The organism is Mycolicibacterium sp. SMGY-1XX, from assembly GCF_059132455.1.
On sequence record NZ_CP101139.1, the window covers coordinates 1,118,426 to 1,144,660 of the forward strand.

Annotated in this window: 26 protein-coding genes; 9 read left to right on the forward strand and 17 right to left on the reverse strand. The window is 67.1% G+C overall.

Annotated features, from left to right (window positions below; all coding sequences use genetic code 11):
• Positions 1-3: 3 nt before the first annotated feature.
• Entirely contained in the window at positions 4-933 is a 930-nt protein-coding gene (locus tag NL241_RS05445) for a metal-dependent hydrolase (protein WP_487691895.1), read from the reverse strand.
• A gap of 91 nt (positions 934-1,024) precedes the next feature.
• Here NL241_RS05445 and NL241_RS05450 point away from each other — a divergent pair, with 91 nt between their 5' ends.
• Positions 1,025-1,627 carry a TetR/AcrR family transcriptional regulator gene (locus NL241_RS05450; RefSeq protein ID WP_487691894.1) on the forward strand — a complete coding sequence of 201 codons (603 nt, stop codon included), beginning with the start codon at positions 1,025-1,027 and terminating at the stop codon, positions 1,625-1,627.
• Between the two features lie 40 nt (positions 1,628-1,667).
• Here NL241_RS05450 and NL241_RS05455 read toward each other — a convergent pair whose 3' ends face one another.
• Both NL241_RS05455 and NL241_RS05460 read right to left on the reverse strand, forming a co-directional pair.
• The gene (locus NL241_RS05455) at positions 1,668-3,539 is read right to left on the reverse strand and encodes an acetate--CoA ligase (protein WP_494396980.1); all 1,872 of its coding nucleotides are present in this window, start codon (positions 3,537-3,539) and stop codon (positions 1,668-1,670) included.
• A gap of 24 nt (positions 3,540-3,563) precedes the next feature.
• A complete protein-coding gene (locus tag NL241_RS05460; protein ID WP_494396981.1) occupies positions 3,564-4,223 on the reverse strand; it encodes a PAS and ANTAR domain-containing protein in 660 nt (219 codons plus the stop codon).
• 124 nt (positions 4,224-4,347) lie between these two features.
• Between NL241_RS05460 and NL241_RS05465 the strand changes: the two genes are divergently transcribed.
• Positions 4,348-5,148, forward strand: coding sequence for an enoyl-CoA hydratase/isomerase family protein (locus tag NL241_RS05465; protein ID WP_494396982.1), 801 nt, complete (start codon positions 4,348-4,350; stop codon positions 5,146-5,148).
• Here NL241_RS05465 and NL241_RS05470 read toward each other — a convergent pair.
• On the reverse strand, positions 5,124-5,975 hold the full coding sequence (locus NL241_RS05470; protein ID WP_487691888.1) for a helix-turn-helix transcriptional regulator: 852 nt from the start codon (positions 5,973-5,975) through the stop codon (positions 5,124-5,126). The genes NL241_RS05465 and NL241_RS05470 overlap by 25 nt on opposite strands.
• Positions 5,976-6,075: 100 nt before the next feature.
• On the opposite strand from NL241_RS05470, the gene NL241_RS05475 reads away from it, so the two are divergent.
• Positions 6,076-7,056 (forward strand): aldo/keto reductase, encoded by a 981-nt coding sequence (locus NL241_RS05475; protein ID WP_487691887.1) that lies wholly within the window; start codon positions 6,076-6,078, stop codon positions 7,054-7,056.
• 1 nt (position 7,057) lies between these two features.
• On the opposite strand, the gene NL241_RS05480 is transcribed toward NL241_RS05475, so the two are convergent.
• Both NL241_RS05480 and NL241_RS05485 read right to left on the reverse strand, forming a co-directional pair.
• Positions 7,058-7,939, reverse strand: a complete 882-nt coding sequence (locus NL241_RS05480) for an LLM class flavin-dependent oxidoreductase (RefSeq protein WP_494396983.1) — start codon at positions 7,937-7,939, stop codon at positions 7,058-7,060.
• 65 nt (positions 7,940-8,004) lie between these two features.
• Positions 8,005-8,556 carry a chorismate mutase gene (locus NL241_RS05485; RefSeq protein ID WP_494396984.1) on the reverse strand — a complete coding sequence of 184 codons (552 nt, stop codon included), beginning with the start codon at positions 8,554-8,556 and terminating at the stop codon, positions 8,005-8,007.
• Positions 8,557-8,616: 60 nt separating this feature from the next.
• Here NL241_RS05485 and NL241_RS05490 point away from each other — a divergent pair, with 60 nt between their 5' ends.
• Positions 8,617-9,480, forward strand: coding sequence for an Fpg/Nei family DNA glycosylase (locus NL241_RS05490; RefSeq protein ID WP_494398243.1), 864 nt, complete (start codon positions 8,617-8,619; stop codon positions 9,478-9,480).
• On the opposite strand, the gene NL241_RS05495 is transcribed toward NL241_RS05490, so the two are convergent.
• Both NL241_RS05495 and NL241_RS05500 read right to left on the reverse strand, forming a co-directional pair.
• On the reverse strand, positions 9,473-10,861 hold the full coding sequence (locus tag NL241_RS05495; protein ID WP_494396985.1) for an amidase: 1,389 nt from the start codon (positions 10,859-10,861) through the stop codon (positions 9,473-9,475). The two genes, NL241_RS05490 and NL241_RS05495, sit on opposite strands and share 8 nt — an antisense overlap.
• Positions 10,858-11,880 (reverse strand): 2,5-dihydroxypyridine 5,6-dioxygenase NicX family protein, encoded by a 1,023-nt coding sequence (locus tag NL241_RS05500; protein WP_494396986.1) that lies wholly within the window; start codon positions 11,878-11,880, stop codon positions 10,858-10,860. The genes NL241_RS05495 and NL241_RS05500 overlap by 4 nt, the downstream gene beginning before the upstream one ends.
• A 97-nt stretch (positions 11,881-11,977) precedes the next feature.
• On the opposite strand from NL241_RS05500, the gene NL241_RS05505 reads away from it, so the two are divergent.
• Positions 11,978-12,988, forward strand: a complete 1,011-nt coding sequence (locus NL241_RS05505) for a LacI family DNA-binding transcriptional regulator (RefSeq protein ID WP_487691879.1) — start codon at positions 11,978-11,980, stop codon at positions 12,986-12,988.
• A gap of 2 nt (positions 12,989-12,990) precedes the next feature.
• Here NL241_RS05505 and NL241_RS05510 read toward each other — a convergent pair whose 3' ends face one another.
• From NL241_RS05510 to NL241_RS05540, 7 genes are read right to left on the reverse strand one after another with little or no spacing between them, the layout of a single operon-like run.
• Entirely contained in the window at positions 12,991-13,800 is an 810-nt protein-coding gene (locus tag NL241_RS05510; RefSeq protein WP_494396987.1) for an ABC transporter permease, read from the reverse strand.
• Complete coding sequence (locus tag NL241_RS05515; RefSeq protein ID WP_487691876.1) at positions 13,797-14,606, reverse strand: ABC transporter ATP-binding protein; 810 nt, start codon at positions 14,604-14,606, stop codon at positions 13,797-13,799. Before NL241_RS05515 ends, NL241_RS05510 begins: the two co-directional genes overlap by 4 nt.
• The gene (locus NL241_RS05520) at positions 14,603-15,337 is read right to left on the reverse strand and encodes an ABC transporter permease (RefSeq protein WP_494396988.1); all 735 of its coding nucleotides are present in this window, start codon (positions 15,335-15,337) and stop codon (positions 14,603-14,605) included. Before NL241_RS05520 ends, NL241_RS05515 begins: the two co-directional genes overlap by 4 nt.
• 32 nt (positions 15,338-15,369) lie before the next feature.
• Complete coding sequence (locus tag NL241_RS05525; protein ID WP_487691874.1) at positions 15,370-16,392, reverse strand: ABC transporter substrate-binding protein; 1,023 nt, start codon at positions 16,390-16,392, stop codon at positions 15,370-15,372.
• Positions 16,393-16,418: 26 nt separating this feature from the next.
• Positions 16,419-17,660 (reverse strand): FAD-dependent monooxygenase, encoded by a 1,242-nt coding sequence (locus NL241_RS05530; protein WP_487691873.1) that lies wholly within the window; start codon positions 17,658-17,660, stop codon positions 16,419-16,421.
• Entirely contained in the window at positions 17,639-18,475 is an 837-nt protein-coding gene (locus NL241_RS05535; RefSeq protein WP_487691872.1) for a carbon-nitrogen hydrolase family protein, read from the reverse strand. Before NL241_RS05535 ends, NL241_RS05530 begins: the two co-directional genes overlap by 22 nt.
• Positions 18,468-19,094, reverse strand: a complete 627-nt coding sequence (locus NL241_RS05540; RefSeq protein WP_487691871.1) for a flavin reductase family protein — start codon at positions 19,092-19,094, stop codon at positions 18,468-18,470. Before NL241_RS05540 ends, NL241_RS05535 begins: the two co-directional genes overlap by 8 nt.
• Before the next feature lie 327 nt (positions 19,095-19,421).
• On the opposite strand from NL241_RS05540, the gene NL241_RS05545 reads away from it, so the two are divergent.
• Positions 19,422-19,883, forward strand: a complete 462-nt coding sequence (locus NL241_RS05545; protein ID WP_487691870.1) for a hypothetical protein — start codon at positions 19,422-19,424, stop codon at positions 19,881-19,883.
• An 82-nt stretch (positions 19,884-19,965) separates the two neighbouring features.
• Here NL241_RS05545 and pgi read toward each other — a convergent pair whose 3' ends face one another.
• Positions 19,966-21,621 carry a glucose-6-phosphate isomerase gene (gene pgi, locus NL241_RS05550; RefSeq protein ID WP_494396989.1) on the reverse strand — a complete coding sequence of 552 codons (1,656 nt, stop codon included), beginning with the start codon at positions 21,619-21,621 and terminating at the stop codon, positions 19,966-19,968.
• A gap of 49 nt (positions 21,622-21,670) precedes the next feature.
• On the opposite strand from pgi, the gene NL241_RS05555 reads away from it, so the two are divergent.
• The 3 genes from NL241_RS05555 (at position 21,671) to NL241_RS05565 (ending at position 25,722) form a co-directional block, all read left to right on the forward strand.
• Positions 21,671-23,119 (forward strand): NAD-dependent succinate-semialdehyde dehydrogenase, encoded by a 1,449-nt coding sequence (locus tag NL241_RS05555; protein WP_487691868.1) that lies wholly within the window; start codon positions 21,671-21,673, stop codon positions 23,117-23,119.
• 63 nt (positions 23,120-23,182) lie between these two features.
• Positions 23,183-25,216 (forward strand): SGNH/GDSL hydrolase family protein, encoded by a 2,034-nt coding sequence (locus NL241_RS05560; protein WP_487691866.1) that lies wholly within the window; start codon positions 23,183-23,185, stop codon positions 25,214-25,216.
• Positions 25,213-25,722, forward strand: coding sequence for an NUDIX hydrolase (locus NL241_RS05565; RefSeq protein WP_494396990.1), 510 nt, complete (start codon positions 25,213-25,215; stop codon positions 25,720-25,722). Before NL241_RS05560 ends, NL241_RS05565 begins: the two co-directional genes overlap by 4 nt.
• Here the strand turns inward: NL241_RS05565 and NL241_RS05570 are convergent.
• The gene (locus NL241_RS05570; RefSeq protein WP_487691864.1) at positions 25,716-26,051 is read right to left on the reverse strand and encodes a chorismate mutase; all 336 of its coding nucleotides are present in this window, start codon (positions 26,049-26,051) and stop codon (positions 25,716-25,718) included. The genes NL241_RS05565 and NL241_RS05570 overlap by 7 nt on opposite strands.
• Positions 26,052-26,235: the final 184 nt, after the last annotated feature.

The following is a 26,235-nucleotide window of genomic DNA, read 5'->3' on the forward strand; positions in this document are numbered from 1 at the left end:
AACTCAGGCATTCTGCTTGTCGGCGGACGTATACCACCGGGTGACGTCGTAGCCGGTCTCGTAACGCCTGAACCACTCGTCGGCGAGTGCGGGCAGGGTCTCGTAGGCAGGATCGTGTCCGGGGATCTGGCTGCGTACGATGCCCGACAGCGCGACGAGCACTTCCTTGGCCGGCAGATGGCTGAATGCATTGGCGAACGGGCCGTCGTCAGCGGTCGAGAAGAACGGAAGCCGTTGTTGGAGCGCTTTTTTGCGGCTCAGCACGGAGAACATCGACAAGGCGTCGACTTTGCGTTCCTCGATCGGAACGTGCTTGTTGAAGCCCTCGCAGGCCACCCGCAGCACCGCCCAGACGTGCTTGAAGATCGACGGCGCGACCCGCATCCGGTACCAGGGGTCGGCCACCACCGAGTTGTAGATGAGGAGCGCGGAACTGCGGTGCTCCACCTCTTCGACGAAGTGCCAGAGGAACAGCGAGGCCACCCGGTCGTCTCCGGGCGCGAACAGGGTGTCGTCGTGGTCGAGCATCAGCTTGAACGCCGGGGTGAAGGTGGCCTCGAGGTCGGCGGTGTAGGCCAGCCGGTACTTCAGCGGCGTGTGGGCGGTCATGTCGTCGAACATCGCGATCACCTGGTCCAGCGTCTCTGTGAGGCCCGGGTAGCTCCGGATCAGCCCTTTGGCGTGCTGGCGGTGGGCCATCGAATGCTGACCCTCCTGACGGACGAATGCCTGCGCTTCCTCGGCGATCGCGGGATCGGTGATCAGCGGCATGGCCTCGGTGATCATGTGTCCGATCATCTTCTCGAACGCGATAGCCAGGAACGAGACCGCGTTGGCCATGCTCGAGAAGGCCGGGTTCTGCTCATTCCACAGGAACGGAACATGGTGTTCGGCAAACGCGAAGCGCATCTTGCGCACGATGAGATCTGTCATGGGGGCTCCCGCCGGTAATCATACAACAAACGTCCTGTGTGTATGATTACTGCATCGGTCGCCATCCGTCAATGCCGGATATCCTGCGGACATGGCCCGTAGACGCGGTTGGGACGGCCGGCCACCGGCCAGCGACGAGGAAGCCACTGCGCGGATTGTGGCCGCGGCGGTGGCGCTGATCGGCGAGAGCGGCTCGGATGTGAGCATCGCTCAGGTCGCCGATTCGCTGGGCGTCATCCGCCAGACGGTGTACCGGTACTTTCCCACCGCCGAATCGCTGATGCATGCCGCGGCGGTGGCCTCGGTGGACGGCTTCCTGGATCGCCTCACCGAGGCGGTGCGCGGGATCGCCGATCCGGCGGACGCGATGACTGAAGGTGTGCTCTTCACCCTCGAAGAGGTCACGCGCACACCACATCTGGGGATCCTGCTGTCAGCGCCGTACCTGAGCAGCGGTACCTCGAGTGTGACGTCCCCCGAGGCCCAGACGTTCGGGATGCGGATGATCACCCGGTTCGACGTGGACTGGCAGCGCTACGGCTACGACCAGCAGGCGTTGCGCGAACTCGTCGAGTTCACCCTGCGCGTGATGCTGTCGTTTTTCGTCGCCCCCGACGAGTCCGGCCGCAGCCGCGACGAGCTGCGCCGGTTCATCCGGCGGTGGCTGGGCGGTGCGATACTGGCCCAGCGGTGACAGCCACGCCGTCGCCAACGGCGGTATGGGCGTAGGTAGGTCAGTGCCGCAGGATCGGGCCCAGCGCATCGAGCACCGAAGCGTCCTCGATGGTGGACGGCACCGGCTCGTCGCGGCCGGCGGCAATGCCGCGCAACGTCTTTCGCAGGATCTTCCCGGAGCGCGTCTTGGGGAGCGCGGGTACGACGTCGACGAGACGGAACGCTGCCACCGCCCCGATCTCGTCGCGCACCGACGTGATCAGTTCCTCGGCCAGCCCCTCGGCGGAGGCTCCGGCCTTCAGTACCACCAGCCCACGTGGCACCTGGCCCTTGATCTCGTCGGGCACGCCGATCACCGCACACTCGGCGACGGCCGGGTGGGTGGCCAACACCTCCTCGATGGAGCCCGTCGACATACGGTGTCCGGCCACATTGATCACGTCGTCGATGCGGCCCATCACGAACAGGTAGCCCTCGTCGTCGACGAACCCGCCGTCACCGGTGAGATAGAACCCGGGATGCTCGGCCAGATACGACTTCTGATAGCGCGCATCATCACCCCAGATGCCTTGCAGTGTCCCGGGCGGCAACGGTAGCCGGATGCAGATGTCGCCTTCCACGCCGGGTGGGCAGTCCTGTCCGTCATGGCCGAGGACGCGCACGTCGTAACCCGGCATCGGGAACGTCGGCGACCCGGCCTTGACCGGGAACTGTTCTACCCCCATGGGATTGGCGGCGATGGGCCAGCCGGTTTCGGTCTGCCACCAGTGGTCGATCACCGGGATACCGAGTTGCTCCGCGGCCCAGTGCAGCGTGTCGGGGTCCAACCGCTCGCCGGCGACGAACAGGTACTTCAGCGAGGCCCGGTCGTACTTCGCGACGTACGAACCGGTCGGGTCCTCCTTGCGGATGGCGCGGATGGCGGTGGGCGCGGTGAAGAGCACCTTGACGTTGTGTTCGGTGACAACCCGCCAGAACGCTCCGGGATCCGGAGTGCCCACGGGCTTGCCCTCGTAGAGCACCGTGGTGGCGCCCAGAAGCAGTGGCGCATAAACGATATAGGAGTGGCCCACCACCCAGCCGACATCGGAGGCCGCCCAGAACACCTCGCCGGGCCGGACGTCATAGACATGGCGCATGGTCCACAGCAGCGCTACCGCATGCCCGCCGTTGTCGCGGACGATGCCCTTCGGCTTGCCGGTGGTACCGGAGGTGTAGAGCACGTACAGCGGCGCGGTGGCGGGCACCGGCACCGGATCCACCGGCCGCGCGGTCGACATCAGTGCGGCGTAATCCAGGTCGCGGCCGTCGATCATGTCGCAGCGGTGGTGGTCGCGCTGGACCACGACGCAGTGTCGCGGCGGGTGTTGCGAGCGCGCGATGGCAGCGTCGATCATCGGTTTGTACTCGACGGTGCGGGTGGGCTCGATACCGCAGGACGCGGTGACGACGACGGCCGGGCGGGCGTCGTCGATGCGGACGGCCAATTCGTGCGGTGCGAATCCGCCGAACACCACCGAATGCACCGCACCCAGCCGAGCGCAGGCCAGCATCGTGATCAGCGCCTCGGGGATCATCGGCAGGTAGACCACCACCCGGTCACCGACCCCGACACCGAGACCGCGCAGCACACCGGCGAAACGTGCTGTCTGGTCCAGCAGTTCGGAATAGGTGTAGGTCCGTTTGGTGCCGGTGACGGGGGAGTCGTAGATCAACGCCGGCTGGTCACCGCGACCGTCGGCGACATGGCGGTCCAGTGCGTTGGCGCACGTGTTCAACTCCCCGTCGGGGAACCAGCGGTAGTGCGGCGGATCGGCGTCGTCGAGAATGCGCTGCGGTGCGTGTGTCCAGGTGACGGCCTGCGCCGCCTGCGCCCAGAACGCCGCTGGGTCGGTGATGCTGGCTTGGAACAGCTCGGTGTATCCGCCCACCTGTCGAACCGTAACGCGCGCACTCTAGCCGGTGTCGGTGATCCGCAGATGTGCGGTGAGCAGAACCTCGTCGAACTCCGCGCGGGTCGGCAGGGTGTCGTCGAAGTCGAGCGCCAGGAAGTCCGCGGTCAGTTGCACCGCGAGGTTGCGTAACCGGGTATTGGTCTCCTGGGAACGCCACTTGAGCAGGTCGAAGGCGCGGTCGGCATCGAGTCGGTAGATCAGCATGAGCATGCCCTTGGCCTGCTCGATGGCCGACCGGTTCTCGGCGATCTCGGCGACGGCGGCGCTGATGGTCTGCTGGCGCATCGCCTCACCGGGTGTCACGTCGACGTAGAAACCCTGCGTCCCGATGACGTGCCCGTCGTTGGTGAGCGGGTGGCCGACCACCGCGACGTCGTGCACGGAACCCCGTGCGTCGATGATGCGGTGCCGGGTGTTGAACGGCTGGTGGGTGGTCCGGATCTCTTCGAGTAGGGCGGCGACCCGATCCCGGTCATCGGGATGCTTGTGCGACAGCACCAGATCCGTGGTGGGTGTGATTTCACCGGGTTCGTAGCCGTGCATCCGTTGAACCTCCGCCGACCATTCCCAGCGTTGGTCGTCGAAGAAGAAGCGGAACCAGCCCACGCGCAGTTGCGGTGACCGAGCTTCGGGCGAAGCGGGGTCAACACCGTCGTGCATCCAGTCGTCCTTCAACAAAACATCGGGAAAAGGGCGGCTGGATGTTCAACCGGTGCGTCACAGAAATTAGGAGGTCGCAGCGTTCCGGTCAAGCGACGCCACGGGTGTCGCCTACTGTCAGCGCATGGCGGCTGTGCAACTCGACACTGTGGACGACGGCATCGCACGCATCACCTTCAACCGCCCGGACAAGCTCAACGCCATCGACGGGGCGTTGTTGGACGGTCTGGATGCCGCCATGGACGAGCTGGAATCCGGTGCTCACCGAGTGGCGATCCTCACTGGCGCGGGCCGCGGGTTCTGTGCCGGCGCCGACCTGTCCGGCACGGGTCAGCCCTGGGTGAAGCCGGCGAAGGCACCGTTCAAGACCAGTTATGACGGGCAGGTGCGGCTGGCCGATCAGCTGACCCGGCTCTACGAGCTGCCCATTCCCGTCATCGCCGCGGTCAACGGCGCCGCGGTGGGAGGCGGGCTGGCGTACGCGCTGCACTGTGACATCCGCATCGCCTCGGAGCGGGCCCGCTTCGGCTCGGTGTTCATCAAGGCGGGGTTCTCCTCGCTGGACATGGGCACCAGCTATCTGCTGCCCAAGATCGTCGGGGCCGGGGTGGCGCGCGAGTTGATGCTCACCGGCCGGATCATCGACGCCGCCGAAGCCCACCGCATCGGCCTGGTCTTCGAGGTGGTGCCACCCGAGGAACTGCTGGAGGCGGCGCTGCGCAAAGCGCGCGAGATCGCGGCCAACAACGCTTACGGGGTGTGGCAGACCAAGACCGGGCTCAACGTCGCGCTGGATGCCTCCAGCCTGCGGCACGCCAAGGAGCTCGAGAACCGCACCCAGATCCTGACCGGGTTCACCAACAACCCGACCGAAGCGGCGATGGCGCTGCGGGAGAAACGTCAGCCGGTGTGGGACGAACTCTGATCCGCCTGCCGTCCCACGACTCTGAGCAGCTGCAGGTCCTGCAGCGCCGATGATCCGGCCGGCGGGGTGAGCACCACCAACGTCTGGCTGTCGTCGGTGGCCAGCGTCTCGCAGTCCAGGGTGATGGGGCCGACCGCGGTGTGAAAGGTCTTCTGCTGCATGCGCCGGACGGCCACCTCATGGCGTGCCCACAACTCGGCGAACTCGGCGCTGTGGGCCAGCAGATTGTCGACCAGCTCACGCATGTCGGCGTCGTCCCGACGGCGCGCCCAGGCGGCCCTCAGGTCGGCGACGGTGATCTGGCTGTGCGTGTGCCGTTGCGGCTCCGGTACGCGGGTTCGGCCGTCGGGTTCGACGAACCACTGCCAGGCGATGCTGGCCCGGTATCCCTTGTCCTGGGGCACCAGATCGCCCATCAACAGCCTGGCCAGGTCGTTCTGCGCGAGCATGATGTAGGTGTCGGAACAGACGAACGCGGCGGCGTCGCGCATCTGGTCCAGAACGAACAGCAGCGCGGGCCGCACGTGCGTCGACGGTCCCGTGCGGTCAGGCACGGCATGTCCCGACAGCCGGTACAGGTGATCGGTCTCGTCGCGGGTGAGGCGCAGTGCGCGGGCCAGCGCCCGCACCATCTGCGGCGAGGGCTGCGTGCTGCGGGCCTGTTCGAGCCGGCTGTAATAGTCCACCGACATTCCGGTGAGCTGGGCGACTTCCTCGCGGCGCAGGCCCGCGGTGCGCCGGCGCGTGCCCGCCGGCAGCCCTACTTCGGCCGGTTGCATGGCAACTCGTCGGCGGCGCAGAAAGTCCGCGAGGGCGTCCCGGTCCATCACCTCATTGTGGCGGCCGCACCGATCCGGTGACAGGGACTCCCGCTCCCTGGTTGAACGCGTCCTCGTTACGCCGCCGGATCCGGCCAAGACTGGGGCCATGAACACACTGGGAACGTTCAAGACCTCGGCACTCGGGCTCGGCTGCATGGGCATGTCGGGCGCCTACGGTGCCGCTGACCGCGACGAGAGCATCGCCACCGTGCACGCCGCACTGGACGCCGGGATCACGCTGCTGGACACCGGCGACTTCTACGGCATGGGCCACAACGAACTGCTGCTCGCCGAAGCGTTGCGCGGCGTTCCGCGCGAGAGCTATCAGCTGAGCGTGAAGTTCGGCGCCCAGGTCGGTGTGGGTGGCGCGATGGTCGGGTTCGACGGCCGGCCCGCCGCCGTCACCACCGCGCTCGCGTATTCGCTGCAGCGCCTCGGCACCGACTACGTCGACGTCTACCGGCCGGCGCGGCTGGATCCCGTTGTGCCGATCGAGGAAACCATCGGCGCCATCGGCGAACTCGTCGACGCCGGTCAAGTGCGCCATATCGGGCTGTCCGAGGTCGGCTCGGAGACCATCCGGCGCGCCGCGGCCGTCCGCCCGATCAGCGACCTGCAGATCGAGTACTCCCTGGCGGACCGCGGCATCGAGCGCGAGATCCTGCCCACCTGCCGCGAACTCGGTATCGGCGTCACCGCCTACGGCGTGCTGTCGCGGGGACTGATCAGTGGGCACTGGTCGAAAACCAGTGGCGGCCAAGGAGACTTCCGGCTGCACACCCCCCGCTTCTCCGGCGACAACCTGGACCGCAACCTGGCGCTGGTCGAGGCCCTGCGCAGTGTCGCCGACGAACTCGGCATCACGGTGGCACAGGCCGCGATCGCCTGGGTGGGCTCCCGAGGCGATGACATCGTGCCGCTGGTCGGTGCGAAGACCCGGACGCGGCTCACCGAATCCCTCGGCGCCATCGGGGTGGCACTCGACGACGCCCAACTCGCGAAGATCGAAGCGGCCGTGCCCGTCGGCCAGATTTCCGGTACCCGCTACCCGGCCGAGCACATGGCCGCGCTGGATTCCGAACGGTGAGTCAGGACCCAGCCTTGGCGATGACGTTCTCGGCGAACCACTCCAGGTTGCGGATCTTCGCATCCAGCGGCTCGGTGTCGGGGCCCTTGATGTAGGGGATGCGGAAGCCGACGATGACGTCGGTGACGCCCTTGTCCTCGAGGCGTTTGATGCCGTCGAGGGTGAATCCGTCGATGGAGATGACGTGGATCTCGAACTCCTCGGCCTGCCCGATGCGGTCTTCCTCGTCGCGGAACTTCGCCAGCTTGGCCAGCAGCGGGTCGAGTTCTTCGGGGTCGCCGCCGCCGTGCATCCAGCCGTCGTTGCGGGCGGCGCGGCGCAGCGCGGCGTCGGCGTGCCCGCCCACCAGGATCGGCACCGGCTTCGTCGGCGCCGGCGTCATCTTCGTCTTCGGGAAGTCGTAGAACTCGCCGTGATATTCGAAGTAGTCGCCGGAGGTCAGGCCCCGGATCACGTCGATGCACTCGTCCATCCGCTTGCCGCGCTTGGCGTACGGGACGCCCATGATCTCGTAGTCCTCCGGCCACGGGCTGGTGCCGACGCCGAGGCCCAGGCGGTTGTCGAACAACGCCGCCAGCGAGCCGGCCTGTTTGGCCACCAACGCCGGCGGCCGGATCGGCAGCTTCAGCACGAAGATGTTGAAGTGCAGTCTGGTCGTCACCGCCGACAGCGCACCGATCAACGCGAACGACTCGATGAACGCCTTGCCGTCGAGGAACTCGCGGTTGCCGTCCTCGGTGTACGGATACTCCGAATCCGACTCGAGGGGGTAGGCGATGCTGTCCGGGATCGTCATCGCGTGGTACCCGGCCTCGTCCGCCGCTTTGGCCAGCGGGATGTAGTAGGTCGGGTCGGTCATGGCTTCCGCATAGGTGAACCGCATGACGCCCAGACTAGAACACGTTCTAGTTCTTGTGGTCGAAAAAGGCGGGTGGTGGGGGCGATTCTCTAGCAGTAGGAGCCGGTGGCCGTCGCCAGCGCCTGCTGGTACATCGGATCCAGCCCGCGGTCGTGGATCACCGCCTGTTCGGCGCTGTCCAAGGCCTGTTGGCAAGCCGGGCCGAGCAGCGTATCCCGGTGCAGCGAGATCTCGTTGACGATCGTCTTGTTGAAGCCGTTGATCGCGTCCCGCGACGCCGCCAGGTCCGCCGCGGTGGCCGGCGCCGCCGCGGGATCCAGTTTCCACTGCCCGAAGCGGGTGTACTGGATGCCCTCGTTGGCGTTGATCTGGTCCTGGAAAACCAGCCGCACGTACATGGCGTCGACCTGCTGCGCGGTGGCGTCCGCCGCGACGGTGTCGAGCACCACCGCGACCCGTGGCGGGTCGTTGACGGGGCCGCCGTTGATCCACTTGAACGCCGCCACCGGCTCGGCGGTCTGCAGCCGCTGGGCGACGGTGTCGACCAAGGTGTAGAGCGGGCTGGGCTCGGCGGAGGCGACGGGGGCACCGGCGAAGAGGGCCGCGACGGCCAGAGGAACTGCGAGACAGCGAAGGCGCACCGATTCATCTTTGCGGATAACGGGTGACAAGGCTTCGGAATGGTCGGCAGACTGGACACCGTGCCCGAACTACCCGAGGTCGAAGCGCTCGCCGACTATCTGCGCAGTCATGCCGTCGGCTTGCCGGTGGGCCGTATCGACGTGTCGGCTTTCTCGGTGTTGAAGACCTTCGATCCGCCCGTCACGGCGCTGTACGGGCAGACCGTCACCGGCGCCCACCGATGGGCCAAGTATCTGGGGGTGCAGATCGGTGAGCTGCACCTGATCACCCATCTGTCGCGGGCCGGGTGGCTGCGGTGGTCCGACAAATTGGCCGCCAACCCGCTGAAGCCGGGCAAGGGCCCGATCGCGTTGCGGGTGCACCTGGGCACGCCCGGGGAGGCCCCGGGCTTCGACCTGACCGAGGCGGGAACCCAGAAGCGGCTGGCGGTGTGGCTGGTCGACGATCCTGCGAAAGTCCCCGGCATCGCCACGCTGGGACCCGATGCGCTGTCGCTCGGGCCCGACGAACTGGCTGCGGTGCTGCGCGGGAACACCGGGCGGATCAAGTCGGTGATCACCGACCAGAAGGTGATCGCCGGGATCGGGAATGCCTACAGCGACGAGATTCTGCATGTGGCCAAGCTCTCGCCGTTCGCCACCGCGGGGAAGCTGACCGAAGCCCAGCTCGGCGCGCTGCACGACGCGATGATCACCGTGCTGACCGACGCGGTCTCACGATCGGTGGGTCAGCAGGCCGCCACCCTCAAAGGCGAGAAACGATCCGGGCTGCGGGTGCACGCCCGCACCGGGATGCCGTGCCCGGTCTGCGGGGACACCGTGCGCGAAGTGTCGTTCGCCGACAAGTCCTTTCAGTACTGCGCCACCTGCCAGACCGGCGGCAAGGTGCTCGCCGACCGGCGGATGTCGAAACTGCTCAAATGAACCAGGGGCCCCGTGCCTCGAAGTCCTTGGCCAGCGCAACAAGTGTGTTCTCCGCGCCGGGACGGCCGACGAACTGGATGCCGATGGGAATCCCGGCGTCGGTCTGGCCCAGCGGCAGGCTGATCGCCGGCAGGCCACCGATGTTGGCGAAGTTCGTCATGACCGTCATTGCAGAAGAACGGGCCGCGATGCTGGCATCATCGCCGCCGACGAGGGACGGCAGATCGCCCATGGTGGGTGTCATCAGCAGATCACAATCCGACCACCACGACTGCAGGCGGTAGGTCCACGTCGCCAGCCAGTACCGCGATTCCAGGTAGGCCGGTGCCCCCAGAGCGCGTGCCCGGGCACGCTTCTGCGCGTTCCGCGGGGCCAGTTCGGAATCCTCGATAGGGCGACCCAGCAGGGCTTCGACCTTGCGGGACAACAGCTCGACGTCGACGTCGACGATGGTGTCGTAGTGCCGCTGGTACTCGGTCTCGGTCAGGGCGGCGGGGAAACTGTCGCTGAGTTGATGCCCGCGGTCGGACAGCACGGCGGTGATGCCTTCGAAAACCGCCCGGACGTCGGCCGACGGCCACGGGCTGCCTGACGGGTGCTGCCGCATGACACCGATCCGCTGCGGGGTGATGGCGTCGGGGGTTGGTGTGATCGCCGGTCCCGCAACCGAATACGGGTCACCCAGGAATGGCCGCGCGAGGGCGGCCGTGACCGCGGCGGCGTCTCGCACGGTCCTGGTGATGACACCCTCCACGGTGGCGCCGGCCCAGGATTCACCGGCGTCGGGGCCGAGGCTGACCCGGCCGCGGGACGGCTTGAGGCCCACCAGCCCGCAACAGCTGGCCGGCTGCCGGATCGAGCCGCCGCCGTCGGTGGCATGCGCGACGGCCACCATGCCGGCTGCCACTGCCGCGGCGGCGCCGCCGCTGGAGCCGCCAGGGGTGCGATCGAGCGCCCGCGGATTGCGGGTCACCCCGGCGGCGTCGGATTCGGTGATGAACGCTGTCGCGAACTCGGGCACCGTGGTCCGGCCCAGCACCACGAAGCCGGCGTCGACGATGGCACGGTAGATGTTGCTGTCCACCGTTCCCGGGGTGCGGGTGTTCGCCAACACGGTTGTGCCGTAGCGGGTCTCCTGACCCGCCGCCGTGCAGCGGTGGTCCTTCAGCAGGATGGGCACCCCCGCGAACGGTGCGGCGGGATTGACCCGCTCGCATTCGTCGAGAGCCTGCTCGAAACGCTCCCAGCTCAGCGCGTTGAGCTCCGGATTGGCCGTCTCGATACGTGTGATCGCGGCTTCAGCCAGTTCACGCGGCGAGATGATCCCATCCTGGACCGCCGTCGCCTGAGCGCACGCGTCCTGGTCGAGTATGTCGCTCACAGCAACCGACCGTCTTTGGTCACCGGGGTGTCGTCGACGACGATCGAGCAGCCGCGCATGGCGATGTCGAGGTGGGCGAACGAATCGTGCTCCAGGAACGGGTGCGGGCCGGTGGACCACAGGAAGTTACCCGCGAAGGCGCGCGCATCCATGCCCATGATCTCGTGCTTCGAATACATCGCGGTGGCAAACCAATTGGCGGACTTCATCAGGCCCCAGCCCATATGCGACAGCGAGCGGGCCCACTGATCGTCGGAGTCGTCGAAGAACTGCTGTAACCGTTTGGCGTCGGGGCCGCCGCTGATGTCCTCGATCCGCCCGTCGACCACCTCGAGGCGGATGTCGCTGGAGACATACTCCTTGAACGGCAGCAGGATGTCGCCTGCGGTCAGCACGATCGTGCCGTTGGAGGTCATCGGCCAGCACACCACCATGGTGGAGGGCCAGTGATCCCACTTGCCCGGCTTGTCGACGAAACCCTTCTGGAAGCCGGGGTGGCTGTCGATCAGGTCGACGGTGAAATCGGTGCCGGCCTCGGAACGCACCGTCATCACCTTCGACGCCTTGATGAGATCGCGCGCGGATTCCACCAATTCGGTGTCGTCCACCGACGGCAGGTTGCGGGCCAGCACATCGGGTGCGTCGCAAACGAACAGGATGCGGGTGCCTGCGGCCAGAATCTCGGACTGGACGGGGGCGTGCACAAAGCCCTCGTGGGTCAGGTCCACCACCATGTCGGCGGCTTTGAGGGTCTCCTGGATGACCCGGTTGTCCAGTACCGACTGCAGCCCGGGGCCGGATCCGGTGTGCGTGGCCGGTTCCGGGATCGGGGTGCCGGAGGGGGCGGTGATGGTGGCGACGTGCGCGCCGAACTGCTGGGCGGCACCGAAGGCGGCCGCCACATAGTCGGGCCGGCTGGTCGGTTCGGTGAGCACGATGACGTGTTCACCGGCGGACATCTTGCACAGCTCGAACTCGCGGGCGAACAGCTTCACCAGGTCGACTCCGGACAGATTCATGGTCACATCTCCTTTGATACTGAGTTGCGCAACGTATTGCGCGAACGGTTGCTTATGATGTGTGCTCGGTTGCGGGGGACAGGTGAGGGAGGCTTGCGTGGTGACACCCGATGGTCCGGTGACGTTGCGCACGATCGCGGACGCCGCCGGGGTGCACGTGTCCACGGTGTCGCGGGCATTGCGCCGCGCGGCCACTCCGGGGGCCGAGGTCAGCGCCGCCGACGCCCGAATCGTCGCGCTGGCCAAGGAACTTCGCTACACGCCCAACCCGAACGCGGCGAGCCTGACCACCAACCGCTCCACCGCACTCGGTGTGCTGGTTCCGCATCTGACCGACATCGTGCTGTCGCTGGTGTACGACGCCATCGAGAGTGAGGCCGACAAGGCCGGTTACGAGACGTTCGTGGCCAACACCCACGACATCCCGGCCGAACAGGTACGCCGGTTCGAGTTGCTGCTGGGGCGCCGGGTGGACGGCCTGATCCTCGGTGACGCCCGCCTCGACGGTTCCAACCTGGCCGAACTGGAGCGCCGCAAGGTGCGGTTCGTGCTGGTGTCGCGCCGCAGCCCCGGCTATCTGTCGGTGTGCGGTGACGACTACCGCGGCGGTCGCCAGATCGGGGAACACCTTGCCGCCCTTGGCCATACCGAGGTCGGCATCATCGCCGGGCCGAACTGGGCCAGTACCAGTGTGGACCGGGTCAACGGCTGCGTCGACGCCCTGGCCGCGGCGGGTGTGGAGGTGCCCCCGGCCAACATCCTCGAACTGGGCTTCGACGCCGACCACGGCCACCAGGGTGCGATGCAACTGCTGACCCAGGCCAGGCCACCGACGGCGATCTTCGCGGTCAACGACTTCTCGGCGATCGGTGTGATGGGCGCACTGCGTGAGCTCGACCGCAGACCCGGCCGCGACGTGGCCGTCGCCGGGTACAACGACATCGGCGTCGCCGGCGAGTTGATGATCCCGCTGACCACCGTGCGCAGCCCCATGGAGGAGATGGGCGTGCGCGCCGTACAGACCCTGCTGGCCGTGCTGTACGGCCTGCCCACCTCGTCGACCACCCTGCCCACCGAACTGGTGATCAGGGAGTCCACCACCGGCTGAGCTCATGACACCGGGCCGGGCTTGGTGCGCAGGAACCGGTCGATCACCAGCACTTCGATGGCCTTCATGAGCGCCGTGAAAAGCAGTGCGTAAACGATCATCTCGGCCGGGCGCAGATACTTGAACTCCTGCATGATCCGCGCCCCGATCCCATCGGGTGAGGTGATGGCCTCCAGTAGCACGATCAGCTTCCACGAGAACGCGAACGACGTCCTGGCCGCGGCTTCGGCGGCGGGGCGCAGCTGATACCACAGCACGTGCCGCATGTAGGTCAGCGGACCGAACTTGTAGGCGGCGGCCATCTCGTCGAGGCGCACATCGCGGGCCAGCACCGACGCCATGGTGACGTTGACGACCAGCGGCGCGATGGCCAGGATCACCGCGAGAATGCCGGAGCTCTCGGCGGTTCCGAGGATGAGGATCACGATGATGATGTAGACGATGTCCGGCACCGCCAGGGCCACCGCCAGGATCGGGCGCAGGAAAGCCCGCAGCTGCCAGCTGAATCCGGCCGCCACGCCCAGGACCAGGCCCACCGCCACCGATCCGGCCCACACCAGCAGCACCCGTCGCAAGGTGATGAGCAGATCGGCGACCAAGGTGTCGGAGGAGAACACCGAGCCCGTCGCGGCGAACAGGTCCGCGATGGACGGCACCCAGCCGTCGGAGGTGATGCTGGCCAGTTCCCAGACCCCCAGCCCCACCAGAAGCGCCAGCGCCGGAGCGCCGAACCGATTGATCCAGGCCAGGTTTCGCTTCGGGCCGGGCGCCGGGGTCACGCCGGCGACTGCCGGGGTGTCCAGGGTCGTCACGACCGCGTCTCCGCCGTGGGTTCCCACACCTGCAGCACCTCGTCGACCAGTTCCTCCTCCAGCTTGACCAGCCGCGGATCACCGTAGGAGCGGGGCCGTGGCAGATCGATGGTGATCTCTTTGAGCACCGTGGCGGGGCCGCGGCTGAGCACCAGGATCCGGTCGGACAGGTACAACGCTTCCCGGATCGAGTGCGTCACGAACAACGTCGGCGTCGCCGAACTCTGCCGCATCCGGTCGAGCTCGACCCGGATGGTGCGCCCGGTGACCTCGTCGAGCCCGCTGAACGGCTCGTCCATCAGCACCAGGTCGGGGCGCACCGCCAGTGCGCGAGCGATGGACACCCGCTGGCGCTGCCCGCCGGAGAGGTTCATCGGCAGGGCGTCGATGTGGTCGCGGACCTGCAGCAGCGCCAGATACCGTTCGATCTGGCTGTCCCACTCAGCTTTCGGCACACCCGCGCTGCGCATCGCGATCTCGATGTTGCGCCGGACGCTGCGCCACGGCAGTAGCCGGTGATCCTGGAAGACGTAGCCGGTGCGCAGCCGCTTGCCTACGTCGGCGGTCACATCGGCGTCGCGGTAGGTGATCTGCCCCGACGCCGGCGACTTCAACCCGGCCAACACGTGCAGCAACGTCGACTTGCCGCAGCCGCTGGGGCCGATGATCGAGACGAACTCGTTCGCGCCGATGCGCAGGTCGATGTCACGTACGGCGGTCTTGGTGCCGTAGGTGATCGAGATGCCTTGTAGATCGAGAAAATTCATCTGCTCTGTCGCTGCGGGCGGTTCGAGGTGAACGGTCATGACGACACTCCTGTCCAGTGCTGGGCTTTCTTCTCCAGCGGCCTGATCACCAGGTATTCGGTGGCCAACAAGATGGCCGCGAACACGATCAGCCACAGCATCACGTCAACGAGGTTGAATTTGGAGAACGAACGGTCGAACTGGAATCCCATGCCACTGCTGACCAGGAAGATCTCCACCACGACGACCACCTTCCACAGGTGGGCATGCTCATTGCGCACCGCGGTCATCACCGCGCCCGCGGTGTGGGGCACCAGGATCTCCCGGACGTACTGCCACCGTGAATAACGGTATGTCGCAGCCATTTCCAGCAGGCCGGAGTCCACCCCGCGCAGGGCCGAGAGCACCACCAGCGCCACGAACGGGAAGATCGTGGCCACCAGCACCACCACGGCGCCGAGTTCGACATTGCGGAAGAACGACACCGCCATGAGCGCGGTGATGGTGCTCGGGACCGTGATGAACACCGCAACGTACACGCTGGCGAACCGGCCCCAGAAGTCCGATTTCCACATCACCACCGCCACCGCGATGCCCAGCGCCAGGCCGAGGGCCAGCGAGAGCAGCACCCGCATCCAGGTCTCGCCGACACTGGCCCACACATCGGGATCGGCCAGGAACGTGGGCAGTTCGCCGAACACCTCGCCGATCGGGGCGATGAAGTTGCTGCCGGCGCCACCGAACGCCCAGAGGGCGATGATGGAGGCGGCGCCGGCAACGGAGTACAGCACCGATTGGGTCCGTCTACTCAACATGGAACGACTTACTTGGCAAGGACCGAGTCGAGCGTGGCGGCCGGCGCGTTCTCGGGGTAATTCGGCAGCATGCCGTCGTCGACCATCATCTTGACCCAGTCGTTCATCGCCGTGGCGTCTTCCTCGGTCCAGGAGTTGGTGTAGCAGGGCAGGCTCTGGCAGTAGCTGACCAGCCGGTCGAGCTCCTCATCAGACTCGGCATCGAGGAACGACTTGTACGGCTCTTCTTTGAAGGTCTCGTAATTGGCGTCGATCATGGTCTGCATGGCCTCGCTGTAGGCGGCGACGACGTTGTTGGCCAGTTCCGGGTTCTCGGTGAGCCAGCTCCGGTTGGACCACAGCATCGCCAGCGGCGGAGCCCAGCCTTCCTTGTCCTGCCAGTACTTGGTCACTTCGAGCACCCGGGTGCCCTGAGCCATCTGGACGGCGCGGTCACCAAAGGGTTCGAAGTTGAAGATCGCGTCCACCTCGCCCTTGGCCAGCAGGGCCGGCAGCGCCTCGGGTGAGGACTGCACCAGCGTCAGGTCCTTGTTGACGTCGATGTTCCAGCCGTCCTTAAGGGTCAGCGTGATGGCTTGGGTGGTGCCGGAGTCGTTGCCGAAATGGCCTACTCGCTTGCCGCGCAGATCTTCCGGGGTCTTGATACCGCTGGCGCCGCTGGCGATCACACCGGCGGTCTGCGACATCAACGGGTAGTACGCCACGGTGTCGTGGCCTTCACCGTTGGCGATGGCTGCTGACACCGCGTCGCCGGGACCCAACTGCACCTGGCCCTGCAGGAACGGGGTGGTGCCGCCGGCCGGGTCGCCTTCGGTGTACTCGAGGGTGAACCCGTACTTCTTGTCCAGCCCTTCCTCTTTCACGAACACGGGTACGACGCCGAACGGGTCGGGCACCACGCCGTCCATCTTGACCACGGGGGAGCCGCCCTCGGCGGACTCTTCCGACGAGTCCGACGAACCACATGCGGCGGTCATGAGCAACGGGATGGCGAAAAGGGCGATTCCTGCCCGGGTTCTGCGGATCTTCATGGTGTGCCTTTCGGGTGGAGGGGGTTTCAGCGGGCCGAGACGGTCAAGCCGCCCAGCGGTGTGCCCTGGTAGATCCAGTCGAGTTTGGTGTCGACGTTCTTGGCGACCGCGCGCATCCTTGCATCGCGCTCACGTTGCTGCTGCCCGTCGGGCAGGTGGAAGACACCGCGGTTGTCCATCGCGGCGATCTGCACGGCGCGGGCACGTTCGGCGCGCCGCTGGACGTAGCCCTCCAGCGCGACGGCCACGCCGGCGGAATCTGTGTCGGCGAGTTCCTCGGCCAGGACCGCCGCGTCCTCGATGGATTGCGAAGCGCCCTGGGAGACATAGGGAACCATCGAGTGGGCGGCGTCGCCGAGCAGCGCGATGTTGCCGCGGTTCCACTGCGAGAACGGTTCCTGGCACTTGAGCGCCCACAGCATGATCGGGCCGGTGGCCTTGCTCAGCAGCGCGATGACCCGGTCATCCCAGCCCTGATAGGCGGCCAGCAGTTCCTCATGGGTGGCCGGCCTGCTCCAGTCGCGCGAGACGTCCTCGCTGATCGGGAAGATGCCCACGATGTTGATGAGCTTCTGGCGGCGCACGGGGTAGACCACCAGATGGCCTCCGGGGCCGAACCACACATTGCCGGCCTGCCAGTCGACGAGGAAGCGGGTAGCGGGGTCCTGACGCACCGCATCACCGTCGATCAGGGTGCGAAATGCCATGTCGCCACTGTCTTCGACGTCATTGGGAGCACCGATGTACGCGCGGATGGTCGATCGGATGCCGTCGGCACCGATCACCACATTGCCGGCGATCGCGGTGCCGTCGGAGAGCAGTACCTTCGGGCGCAGCGGATCGGTTTCGTCGACGCCGACGGCGGTGCTGTTGGTCAGGATCCGCGCAGGGGGCCCGGAGAAGCCGTCGTCAACGGCCGCCGACAACAGCGCGTCGTGCAGGTCGGCGCGGTGCACCTGGAGGTACGGCGAGCCGTAACGTGTTGTGGCGCTTGCTCCGAGCGTGGTCTTGGCGATGATCGAACCATCGGACCAGCGACGGTTCACCGTCTCCTGCACCTCCAGTGAGATGCGGTCCATTGCATCCTGCAGACCGAGATGGTGCAGCACGCGGGTGGCGTTGGGGCCGATCTGCAGTCCGGCGCCCACCTCACCGAGCTGAGGTGCCTGCTCCAGCACGGTGGTACTGATGCCCTTGCCGCGCAGCGCGGCAGCGGCGGCCAGGCCGCCGATACCCGCTCCGCAGATCACGACGTCGACGTCAGCCATGTTTGTTCTCCTTCGTCTTCAGCGGCGGCCTCGACGCGATCGGCGATGAGGTCGGACAGGTAAGGGATTGCGGCACGTGAGTGATCGATATCGGCCAGGTCTATCGACGCCAGGGCAGCGCCTTCGGAGCGGGCGAGCCCGGCCAGGATGTCGCCGGTGGGGGAGATGATGCGGCTGTGCCCGGCGAACGAGACTCCGCCGGGATTGGTGCCCGTCAGGCCGGCCGCCGCCACGAAGCAGCCGTTCTCCAGGGCGCGTGAGCGGGTGAGCAGTTCCCAGGCGTAGAGCCGCTGACGGCCGAAAGCGGCTGGGATGGCTATGATGTCGGCTCCCCGCAGCGCCAGATCACGCACCACTTCCGGGAAACCTGCCTCATAACAGATTGCGACACCGATTGTGCCGCAGGGTGTTTTGACCAGAGCGCCCGGTTCCACCCGACGGCCGAACTTGCGCCGTTCGCCGCCCCACAGGAACCGCTTGGACGCCGACGCCAGAACTCCCTCGGCGCCGATGACGACGGCCAGGTCGATCAGCTCGCCGTCCGGCGAGCGGGTGAGCAGAGCCGTGGCGATCACCAAGTCGTGTTCGCGGGCCCAACCGATCACGGCCTGGGTGTGCTCCTCGGCGTCGAGGCTGGCCGTGGCCAGGTCCATGTCCAGGTCGTAGCCGGTGGCGAACAGTTCGGGCAGTACGACGACGCCGGCGCCCTGGCCGGCCAGTTCAGCGACTCGGCGCTCGGCGTTGGCGAGGTTGACCTCAGCGCGGCCCGGGATGGCCTTCAGCTGGACAACACCAACGCGCAGGGACTCAGCCATGGGTCACCGTCTCGGCGGGCTGCCATCCTTCGGGAATGCCGGTCAGGGGTCCCGAGAACCACGGGCCTGCCAGCCGGCCGAGCGGGTTGAGCACGTCGTTGTCCACCCGCAGCGTGTCGTCCAGCACGCCCTCGGCGGCGTGGACGCGCAACACGGTGCCGTAAATCACTGTGTCCGTGCCGATTTGATGCTCCTCACGCAGCCGGCACTCGATGGAAAGCCGTGCCTCGGCGACCCGGGGTGCGCGCACCACATCCGAGGCGACGGGCGTCAGCTCCGCCAACTCGAACTCGTCTACCTCCGGGGCTACGGTGGCCCCTGTCGCGCTCACCGCGAGGTGGTGGTCGAACGACGCGACGTTGACGACGAAGTCTCCCGTGGCACGCACATTGGCCAAGGTGTCCTTCACACCGCCGTCGGCCTTGGGTCCGATCGAGACCAGAAGGGTTGCGGGCTCCCGGGAGGCCACCGTGAAGAAACTGAACGGGGCCAGATTGGTGGTCCCGTCGGCGGCGACGGTGGACACCCACGCGATCGGCCGGGGCTGAACCGCGCCGACCAGCACTTTGTATGCCAGCGCGGGGTCCAGCGCGGTGATGTCGATCTGCCTCGACGGCACTTGGAGTCCTCCTCTGCGAAATCGCTCGTGCAATGCCTTGCGCAAGCGGTTGCACCTATGGTCATGGAGGGTGCCAGCGTCGGCAACCGGTGGAGCGCGATTTACCCAGTGTTAACAATTCGGGCCTGGTCGGACCGCCTGTTTCCGGGCGGCGTCGCGCGTCCGGAGGCAGATGAATCGATGGGCCCGTGTAGTCAACTCCGGTGAAGGACAACGGGTTGCATCCATGGCGGCGGTTTTCGATTCCGCCGCCGTAAAGGTTTTCTAGTGGTTTAGGGATTTGGCTGAGGTGGTAGTTCCACTGACATGATGGTGAAACTTTCGAAGATGACTCCAGCATTGTTCGCAGGTGCCGCGGCCGCGGCGTTCGCCTTCGCCCCAGCAGCGATGGCTGAGCCCGCTCCGCCGCCACCGCCACCATGCGTCAACGTTGATGGAACTCCGTGCGCGGACATCGGCATCGTCGGCCCCGGCGGCGCTGACGTCAACATCCCCGGTGGCCCCGGGGGTCAGGCAGGCCCGGGCGGTGCGGCCGGTGCCATCCCCTTCGGTCCCGGTGGTGAAGCCAACCCCGGTGGCGCCAGCGGCAGCCTCTCACCGGTAGGCCCTGCGGGCGAGGCCGGCCCCGGCGGTGCCAGCGGTGCCATTCCGAGCGGACCGGCCGGGACGGCAGGACCGGGTGGCGCCAGCGGTAGCCTCTCGCCGGTCGGCCCCAGCGGCACCGCCGGACCCGGTGGAGCGACTGGCTGCATCCCGAACGTCGGCTGTGCCACCATCCCGGCCCCCTAGATCTGACGGGCCCGAGTAGCACCTGAGAACCCAGCGCGACGCACGATCACCTCGATCGTGCGTCGCGTTGTGCTTTTCTGGCTCAGCCCGCCCGGCCGCGCTCCTGGCGATACCGGCGCACCAGTGCATCCGTGGAGCTGTCCGACTGCTCGGGCGGTGACTGCTCACCAGTGAGGATGGGCAGCAACGCCTTTGCCTGCGTCTTGCCCAGCTCGACACCCCACTGGTCGAACGAATCTATACCCCAGATCACGCCTTCGGTGAACACCTGATGCTCGTAGAGGGCGATCAGCTGGCCCACCACCGACGGGGTGAGGCGCGTCGCCAGGATCGACGTCGACGGGCGGTTTCCGGGCATCACCTTGTGCGGCACCACATCTGCGGGAGTGCCTTCCTCGGCGATCTCGTCGGCGGTCTTGCCGAAGGCCAACACCTGGGTCTGGGCGAAGAAGTTGCTCATCAGCAGGTCGTGCATGCTGCCGGTGCCGTCGGCGGTCGGCAGGTCATCCGTGGGCTGGGAGAAGCCGATGAAATCCGAGGGCACCAGGCGGGTGCCCTGGTGCAGCAGCTGATAGAACGCGTGCTGGCCGTTGGTGCCCGGTTCACCCCAGAAGATCTCGCCGGTGTCCGTGGTGACCGGAGTGCCGTTGGCGCGCACCGATTTTCCGTTGGACTCCATGGTCAGCTGCTGCAGGTAGGCCGCGAAGCGCGCCAGGTCGTTGGAGTAGGGCAACACCGCGCGGGACTGCGCATCGAAGAAGCTGGAGTACCACAGCCCGATCAGCCCGAGCAGTGCCGGCGCGTTGGATTCCAGTGGCGCCGTGCGGAAGTGTTCGTCGACGAGGTGGAAGCCGGACAGGAAATCGGCGAACGCCTCCTTGCCGATCACGGCCATCACCGACAGCCCGATCGCGGAGTCCACCGAATAGCGGCCACCCACCCAGTCCCAGAAGCCGAACATGTTGTCGGTGTTGATGCCGAACTCGTCGACCAGCTTCTTGTTCGTCGATACCGCGACGAAGTGCTTGCTGACCGCCGCGTCGCCGAGGGAGTCGGTGAGCCAGCGTCGTGCCGCAGTCGCGTTCGTCAGCGTCTCCAGCGTCGAGAACGTCTTCGACGCGACGATGAACAGCGTCGTCGCGGGGTCCAGGTCGGCCAGGGCGGCCACCAGATCGGCCGGGTCGACGTTGGAGACGAACTTCGCCGAGATGCCGGCGTCGGCGTAGTGCCGCAGCGCCTGATAGACCATCACCGGTCCCAGATCGGACCCCCCGATACCGATGTTCACCACGGTCTTGATGCGCTCGCCGGTCGCCCCGGTCCACTCGCCGCTGCGCAGCCGGTCGGTGAACTCACCCATGGCGTCGAGCACCGAGTGCACGTCGGCCACCACGTCCTGGCCGTCAACCGTCAGGGACGCGTCCCGCGGCAGCCGCAACGCGGTGTGCAGAACGGCGCGGTCCTCGGAGGTGTTGATGTGCTCGCCGGCGAACATGGCGTCGCGGCGACCCTCGAGATCGGCGGCCTTGGCCAGGTCGATCAGCAGGCGCAGGGTCTCGCGGGTGACGCGGTGCTTGCTGTAGTCGATGTACAGGTCGCCGACGGTCAGGGTCAGTTCCTCACCACGGCCGGGGTCCTGATCGAAGATCTCGCGGAGGTGCGTCGTACCGATCTGATCGTGGTGACGGGCAAGTGCATTCCAGGCTGGAGTCTGGGAGATATCCGCGATTTCGGTCATTCCCAAACCCTAATGCGGGCGGTGCAAAGAAGGGGTAGATGATGGATGTATGGACATCGCCAAGCTGCTGTCATCCGTTCCAACCGGACTGTGGATCGGTGGTGACGAACGCCAGGGTTCGTCGACCTTCGACGTACTGAATCCCGCCGACGGTGCAGTCCTGACCACCGTCGCCGACGCCACCGCCGCCGACGCCATCGCCGCGCTCGACGCCGCCGCCGGTGCGCAGGCCGAGTGGGCCGCCACCCCGGCCCGCAAGCGCGGCGAGATCCTGCGATCGGTGTTCGAGACCATCACCGCCAACGCCGACGACATCGCCGCACTGATGACCCTCGAGATGGGCAAGGTGGTTGCCGAGAGCAAAGGCGAGGTGACCTACGGCGCGGAGTTCTTCCGCTGGTTCGCCGAGGAAGCCGTCCGCATCGGCGGTCGCTACACCCCGAGCCCGGCCGGCACCGGCCGCATCATCGTCACCAAACAGGCCGTCGGCCCGTGTTATGCCATCACGCCGTGGAACTTCCCGCTGGCCATGGGCACCCGCAAGATGGGCCCGGCCTTCGCCGCGGGCTGCACCATGATCGTCAAGCCGGCTCAGGAGACGCCGCTGACCATGCTGCTGCTGGCCAAGCTGATGGATCAGGCCGGTCTGCCCAAGGGTGTGCTCTCGGTGCTGCCGACCAGCGACCCGGGTGCCGTCACGAGCGCACTGATCGATGACGGGCGGCTGCGCAAGCTCACCTTCACCGGATCGACGGGGGTGGGCAAGGCGCTGGTCAAGCAGTCCGCCGACAAGCTGCTGCGGACCTCGATGGAACTCGGTGGCAATGCGCCGTTCGTCGTGTTCGACGACGCCGATGTCGACGCCGCCGTGGACGGCGCGATCCTGGCCAAGATGCGCAACGGCGGCGAGGCCTGCACCGCCGCCAACCGGTTCCACGTCGCCAACGCGGTGCGTGAGGAGTTCACCGAGAAGCTGGTGAAGCGGATGAGCGAGTTCCCGCTCGGCAACGGGCTCGAAGATTCCTCGAAACTGGGTCCGCTGATCAACGAGAAGCAGCTCGCCAAGGTGGGTGAGCTGGTCTCCGACGCGGTGGACCGCGGCGCAGCAGTCGCCGTCGGCGGGCAGGCCCCCGGCGGTCCCGGCTACTTCTACCCGGCCACCGTCCTGACCGACGTGCCCGCCGACGCCAGGATCCTCAAGGAGGAGGTGTTCGGGCCCGTCGCGCCGATCATCGGCTTCGACACCGAAGAAGAGGGCATCGCTGCGGCCAACAACACCGAATACGGTCTGGCCGCCTACGTTTACACGCAGTCGCTGGACCGCGCACTGCGGGTCGCCGAGGGCATCGAATCCGGCATGGTGGGCGTCAACCGCGGAGTCATCTCCGATGCCGCCGCACCGTTCGGTGGCATCAAGGAATCCGGCTTCGGTCGCGAAGGTGGCACCGAGGGCATCGAGGAGTATCTCGACACGAAATACATCGCTCTGACGAACTGAGCGCCACCCCGGAGCGCCTCCCGGATCGGGCCTCGCGGCACTTCTAGACTCCCCTCGGGCGACATGGGAGGTCTGGACGTGACTGCGGGGCCCGTCCGCATCGGCGGGCGTCGTCGGTGGGTGACTGAGGCGTCCTCGCCACGCCTGCGTTCGTCAGGACGCCGTGCCATCCCGGCACTCGACGGTCTGCGCGCGGTGGCGGTGGTGTTGGTGCTCGCCGAGCACGGTGGCGTTCCCGGTGTGCCCGGCGGCTTCCTGGGCGTCGACGTCTTCTTTGTCCTCAGCGGTTTCCTCATTACGTCGCTGCTCCTCGACGAGCTCGGTCGTACCGGGCGGATCAGCTTGCGCGAGTTCTGGATTCGCCGCGCCCGCCGGTTGCTGCCCGCTCTGCTGATCGTGGTGGCGGCCGTACTGCTGGTGCGCCAGCTGTTCCCGCCCGACGCGACAGGGGAGTTGCGCAACGACGCGGTCGCCGCCTTCCTGTGGGTGGCGAACTGGGCGTTCGTGGCTCAGGGCACCGACTACTTCTCGCAAGGCAGCCCGCCCTCGCCGCTGCAGCACATGTGGTCGCTGGGAGTCGAGGAGCAGTTCTATCTGGCCTGGCCGCTGCTGATCGTCGCAGTGGCGCTGCTGCTTCTGGCCGTGCGGAAGGTGACACCCGGGCTGCGGGCGGTGCGGTTGACGGTGTTCGCGCTCGCCCTGGCCGGGACGGCCGGGTCCGCCGCGCTGGCGATCCTGCTGGTGTCCGAGCAGAACCTGAACCGGGTCTACTTCGGCACCGACACCCGTGTGCAGGCCCTGCTGATCGGCGCGGCGGCGGCCGCCCTGCTCGTGCGTGACTGGTCCTCGGTCACCGCGGGCGGCAATCACCTGACATCGCGGTGGGTCCGCTGGGTCGCGCGGCTGGTGTCACTGATCGGTGTCGCGGTCCTGGCCGTGGCAGCACACCGCGCCACCGGTGACGTCGACGACTTCCGCTCCGGTCTGCTGATCGCGACGGCCGTGGGTGCGGTGCTGGTGGTGGTGCCGGTGGCCCTGGACCAGCGGGGCCCGGTGGCGCGGGTGCTGGCGCTGCGGCCGCTGGTGTGGCTCGGCACCATCTCCTATGGCATCTACCTGTGGCACTGGCCGGTGTTCCTGGTGCTCAACGGCGAACGCACCGGCTGGTCAGGCTGGTCGCTGTTCGCGGTGCGGTGTGCCGTGACACTGGCGCTGGCCACGCTGTCGTGGTGGGCGATCGAGCAGCCCGTGCAGAAATGGCGGCCCGCCTCGGTACCCATGCTGCGCCTGGCGACGGCCACCGCGGCGACGGCGGCCGTTGTGACGGCGACGTTCGTCCGGGTTGATGCAACCCCTGCCCAGGATGATGCGCTGGACATCTCATCGGCGGCCATGGTGATGCCCGAGCGGGCGGTGGTGGTGGGGCCGGATACCGCCAAGCCCGGCATTCCGTCGGCGGCCGTGTTCGGTGATTCGGTGGCGTGGACGCTGATGCGTTACTTCCCCCAGACCCCGGAGCTACGGATGGCCGACTACACGACCATCGGTTGTGGCATCGCCCGCGGCGGGCCCTACCGGACGACGGGCCAGGAGCTCAACCAGAAGCCGGAGTGCGACACCTGGCCGGAGCGCTGGGCCCAGCGCGTCCAGCATTCGCGGCCGGATTCGGTGCTGTTGATGATCGGTCGGTGGGAGATCGTCGACCGCATGCACGACGGGGAGTGGACCCACGTCGGCGACGACGACTACGACGCCTATCTGAAGAGCGAATTGACCCGGGCGCTGGACATTCTCGGGTCCACCGGCGCGCACGTCGTCGTCACCACGGCGCCGTACAGCCGGCGCGCCGAACGATCCGACGGCAGCCTCTATCCGGAGGACCGGCCGGCGCGCACCAACGCGTGGAACACCCTGTTGCGGGAGGTCGCCGCGGACCGGCCGAACGTGACGGTGCTGGATCTGAACAAGAAGATGGGGCCGGGCGGTGTCTACACCAATCGGGTCGACGGGATCCGGTTGCGCGGTGACGGCCTGCATCCCACCCCTGAGGCCGTGGAATGGTTGGCGCCGTGGCTGGTGAAAGCGCTGTCGCAGTGACCGACGAAACCGTCGCGGTGTACAACGCCGACGGGCGGGTGATCGGTGCGGCCCCGCGAGCGCAGGTGTACGCCGAAGGGCTGTGGCACGGCAGCGCCGGGGTGCTGGTCCGTTCCGGGGATGGTCAGCGAATCTATGTGCACCGGCGCACCGACACCAAGGCGGTGTTCGCCGGTATGCACGACTGCCTGGCGGGCGGCGTCATCGACCCGGGGGAGACACCGCTACAGACCGCGGTCCGCGAACTGGAGGAAGAGCTCGGTGTCACAGGCAGGACGCCGGTGCCGCTGGCGTCGGTGGCCTGGGACGGGGTGTGGGCTGGCCGGCCGATGCGGTGTCACCTGTTCGCCTTCGGGATCCGCTATGACGGGCCGCTGCGCCATCAGCCGGAGGAGATCGCCGAGGGATGGTGGTGGACCGACAGCGAGTTCAAGGATCATCTGGCCGATCCGGCGTGGCCGTTCGTCCCGGATACCCGCGTGTTGCTGCCGCAGTTGCTTCAGTAACCGAGGCGGCCGCGGCCCATGCGCAGCAACAGCATCGCCAGGTCTTTGCCCTCGGGTCCGAGTTCGCTGTAGCGCTCGATCACCTTCATCTCGCGGCTGTGCACCAGCCGGGTGCCGCCGGAGGCCATCCGCGCTTTGCCGATGATCTTGGAGACCTCGGTGCGGCGGGCGACCGCGGCCAGGATCTCGGCGTCCAGGCGGTCGATTTCGAGGCGCAGCTGATCGATGTCCTCAGCCGAGGCTTCGCGCTGGGTGTCTGCTTCGATGCTCATGTCTTGCTCCGCGTTCTCACTGTTGGTGGGTGGCGCTTTCGGTGGTTTGGGTCTCATCCGGTTTCGGGCCTCACGCAACAGAAGAGCCCCGGATCCGGATTCGGACCACGGGGCTCAGGGAATCAGCTAAGCGCCGGGCACCGGAATCCGGTACCCGTAAAAAAATCGACGCTTCGCATTGAGCACGGATCGAGTGTGCCACTAAGGGCGCCATCGGCGCAAAGTGTCTGTGCGCAGCGGT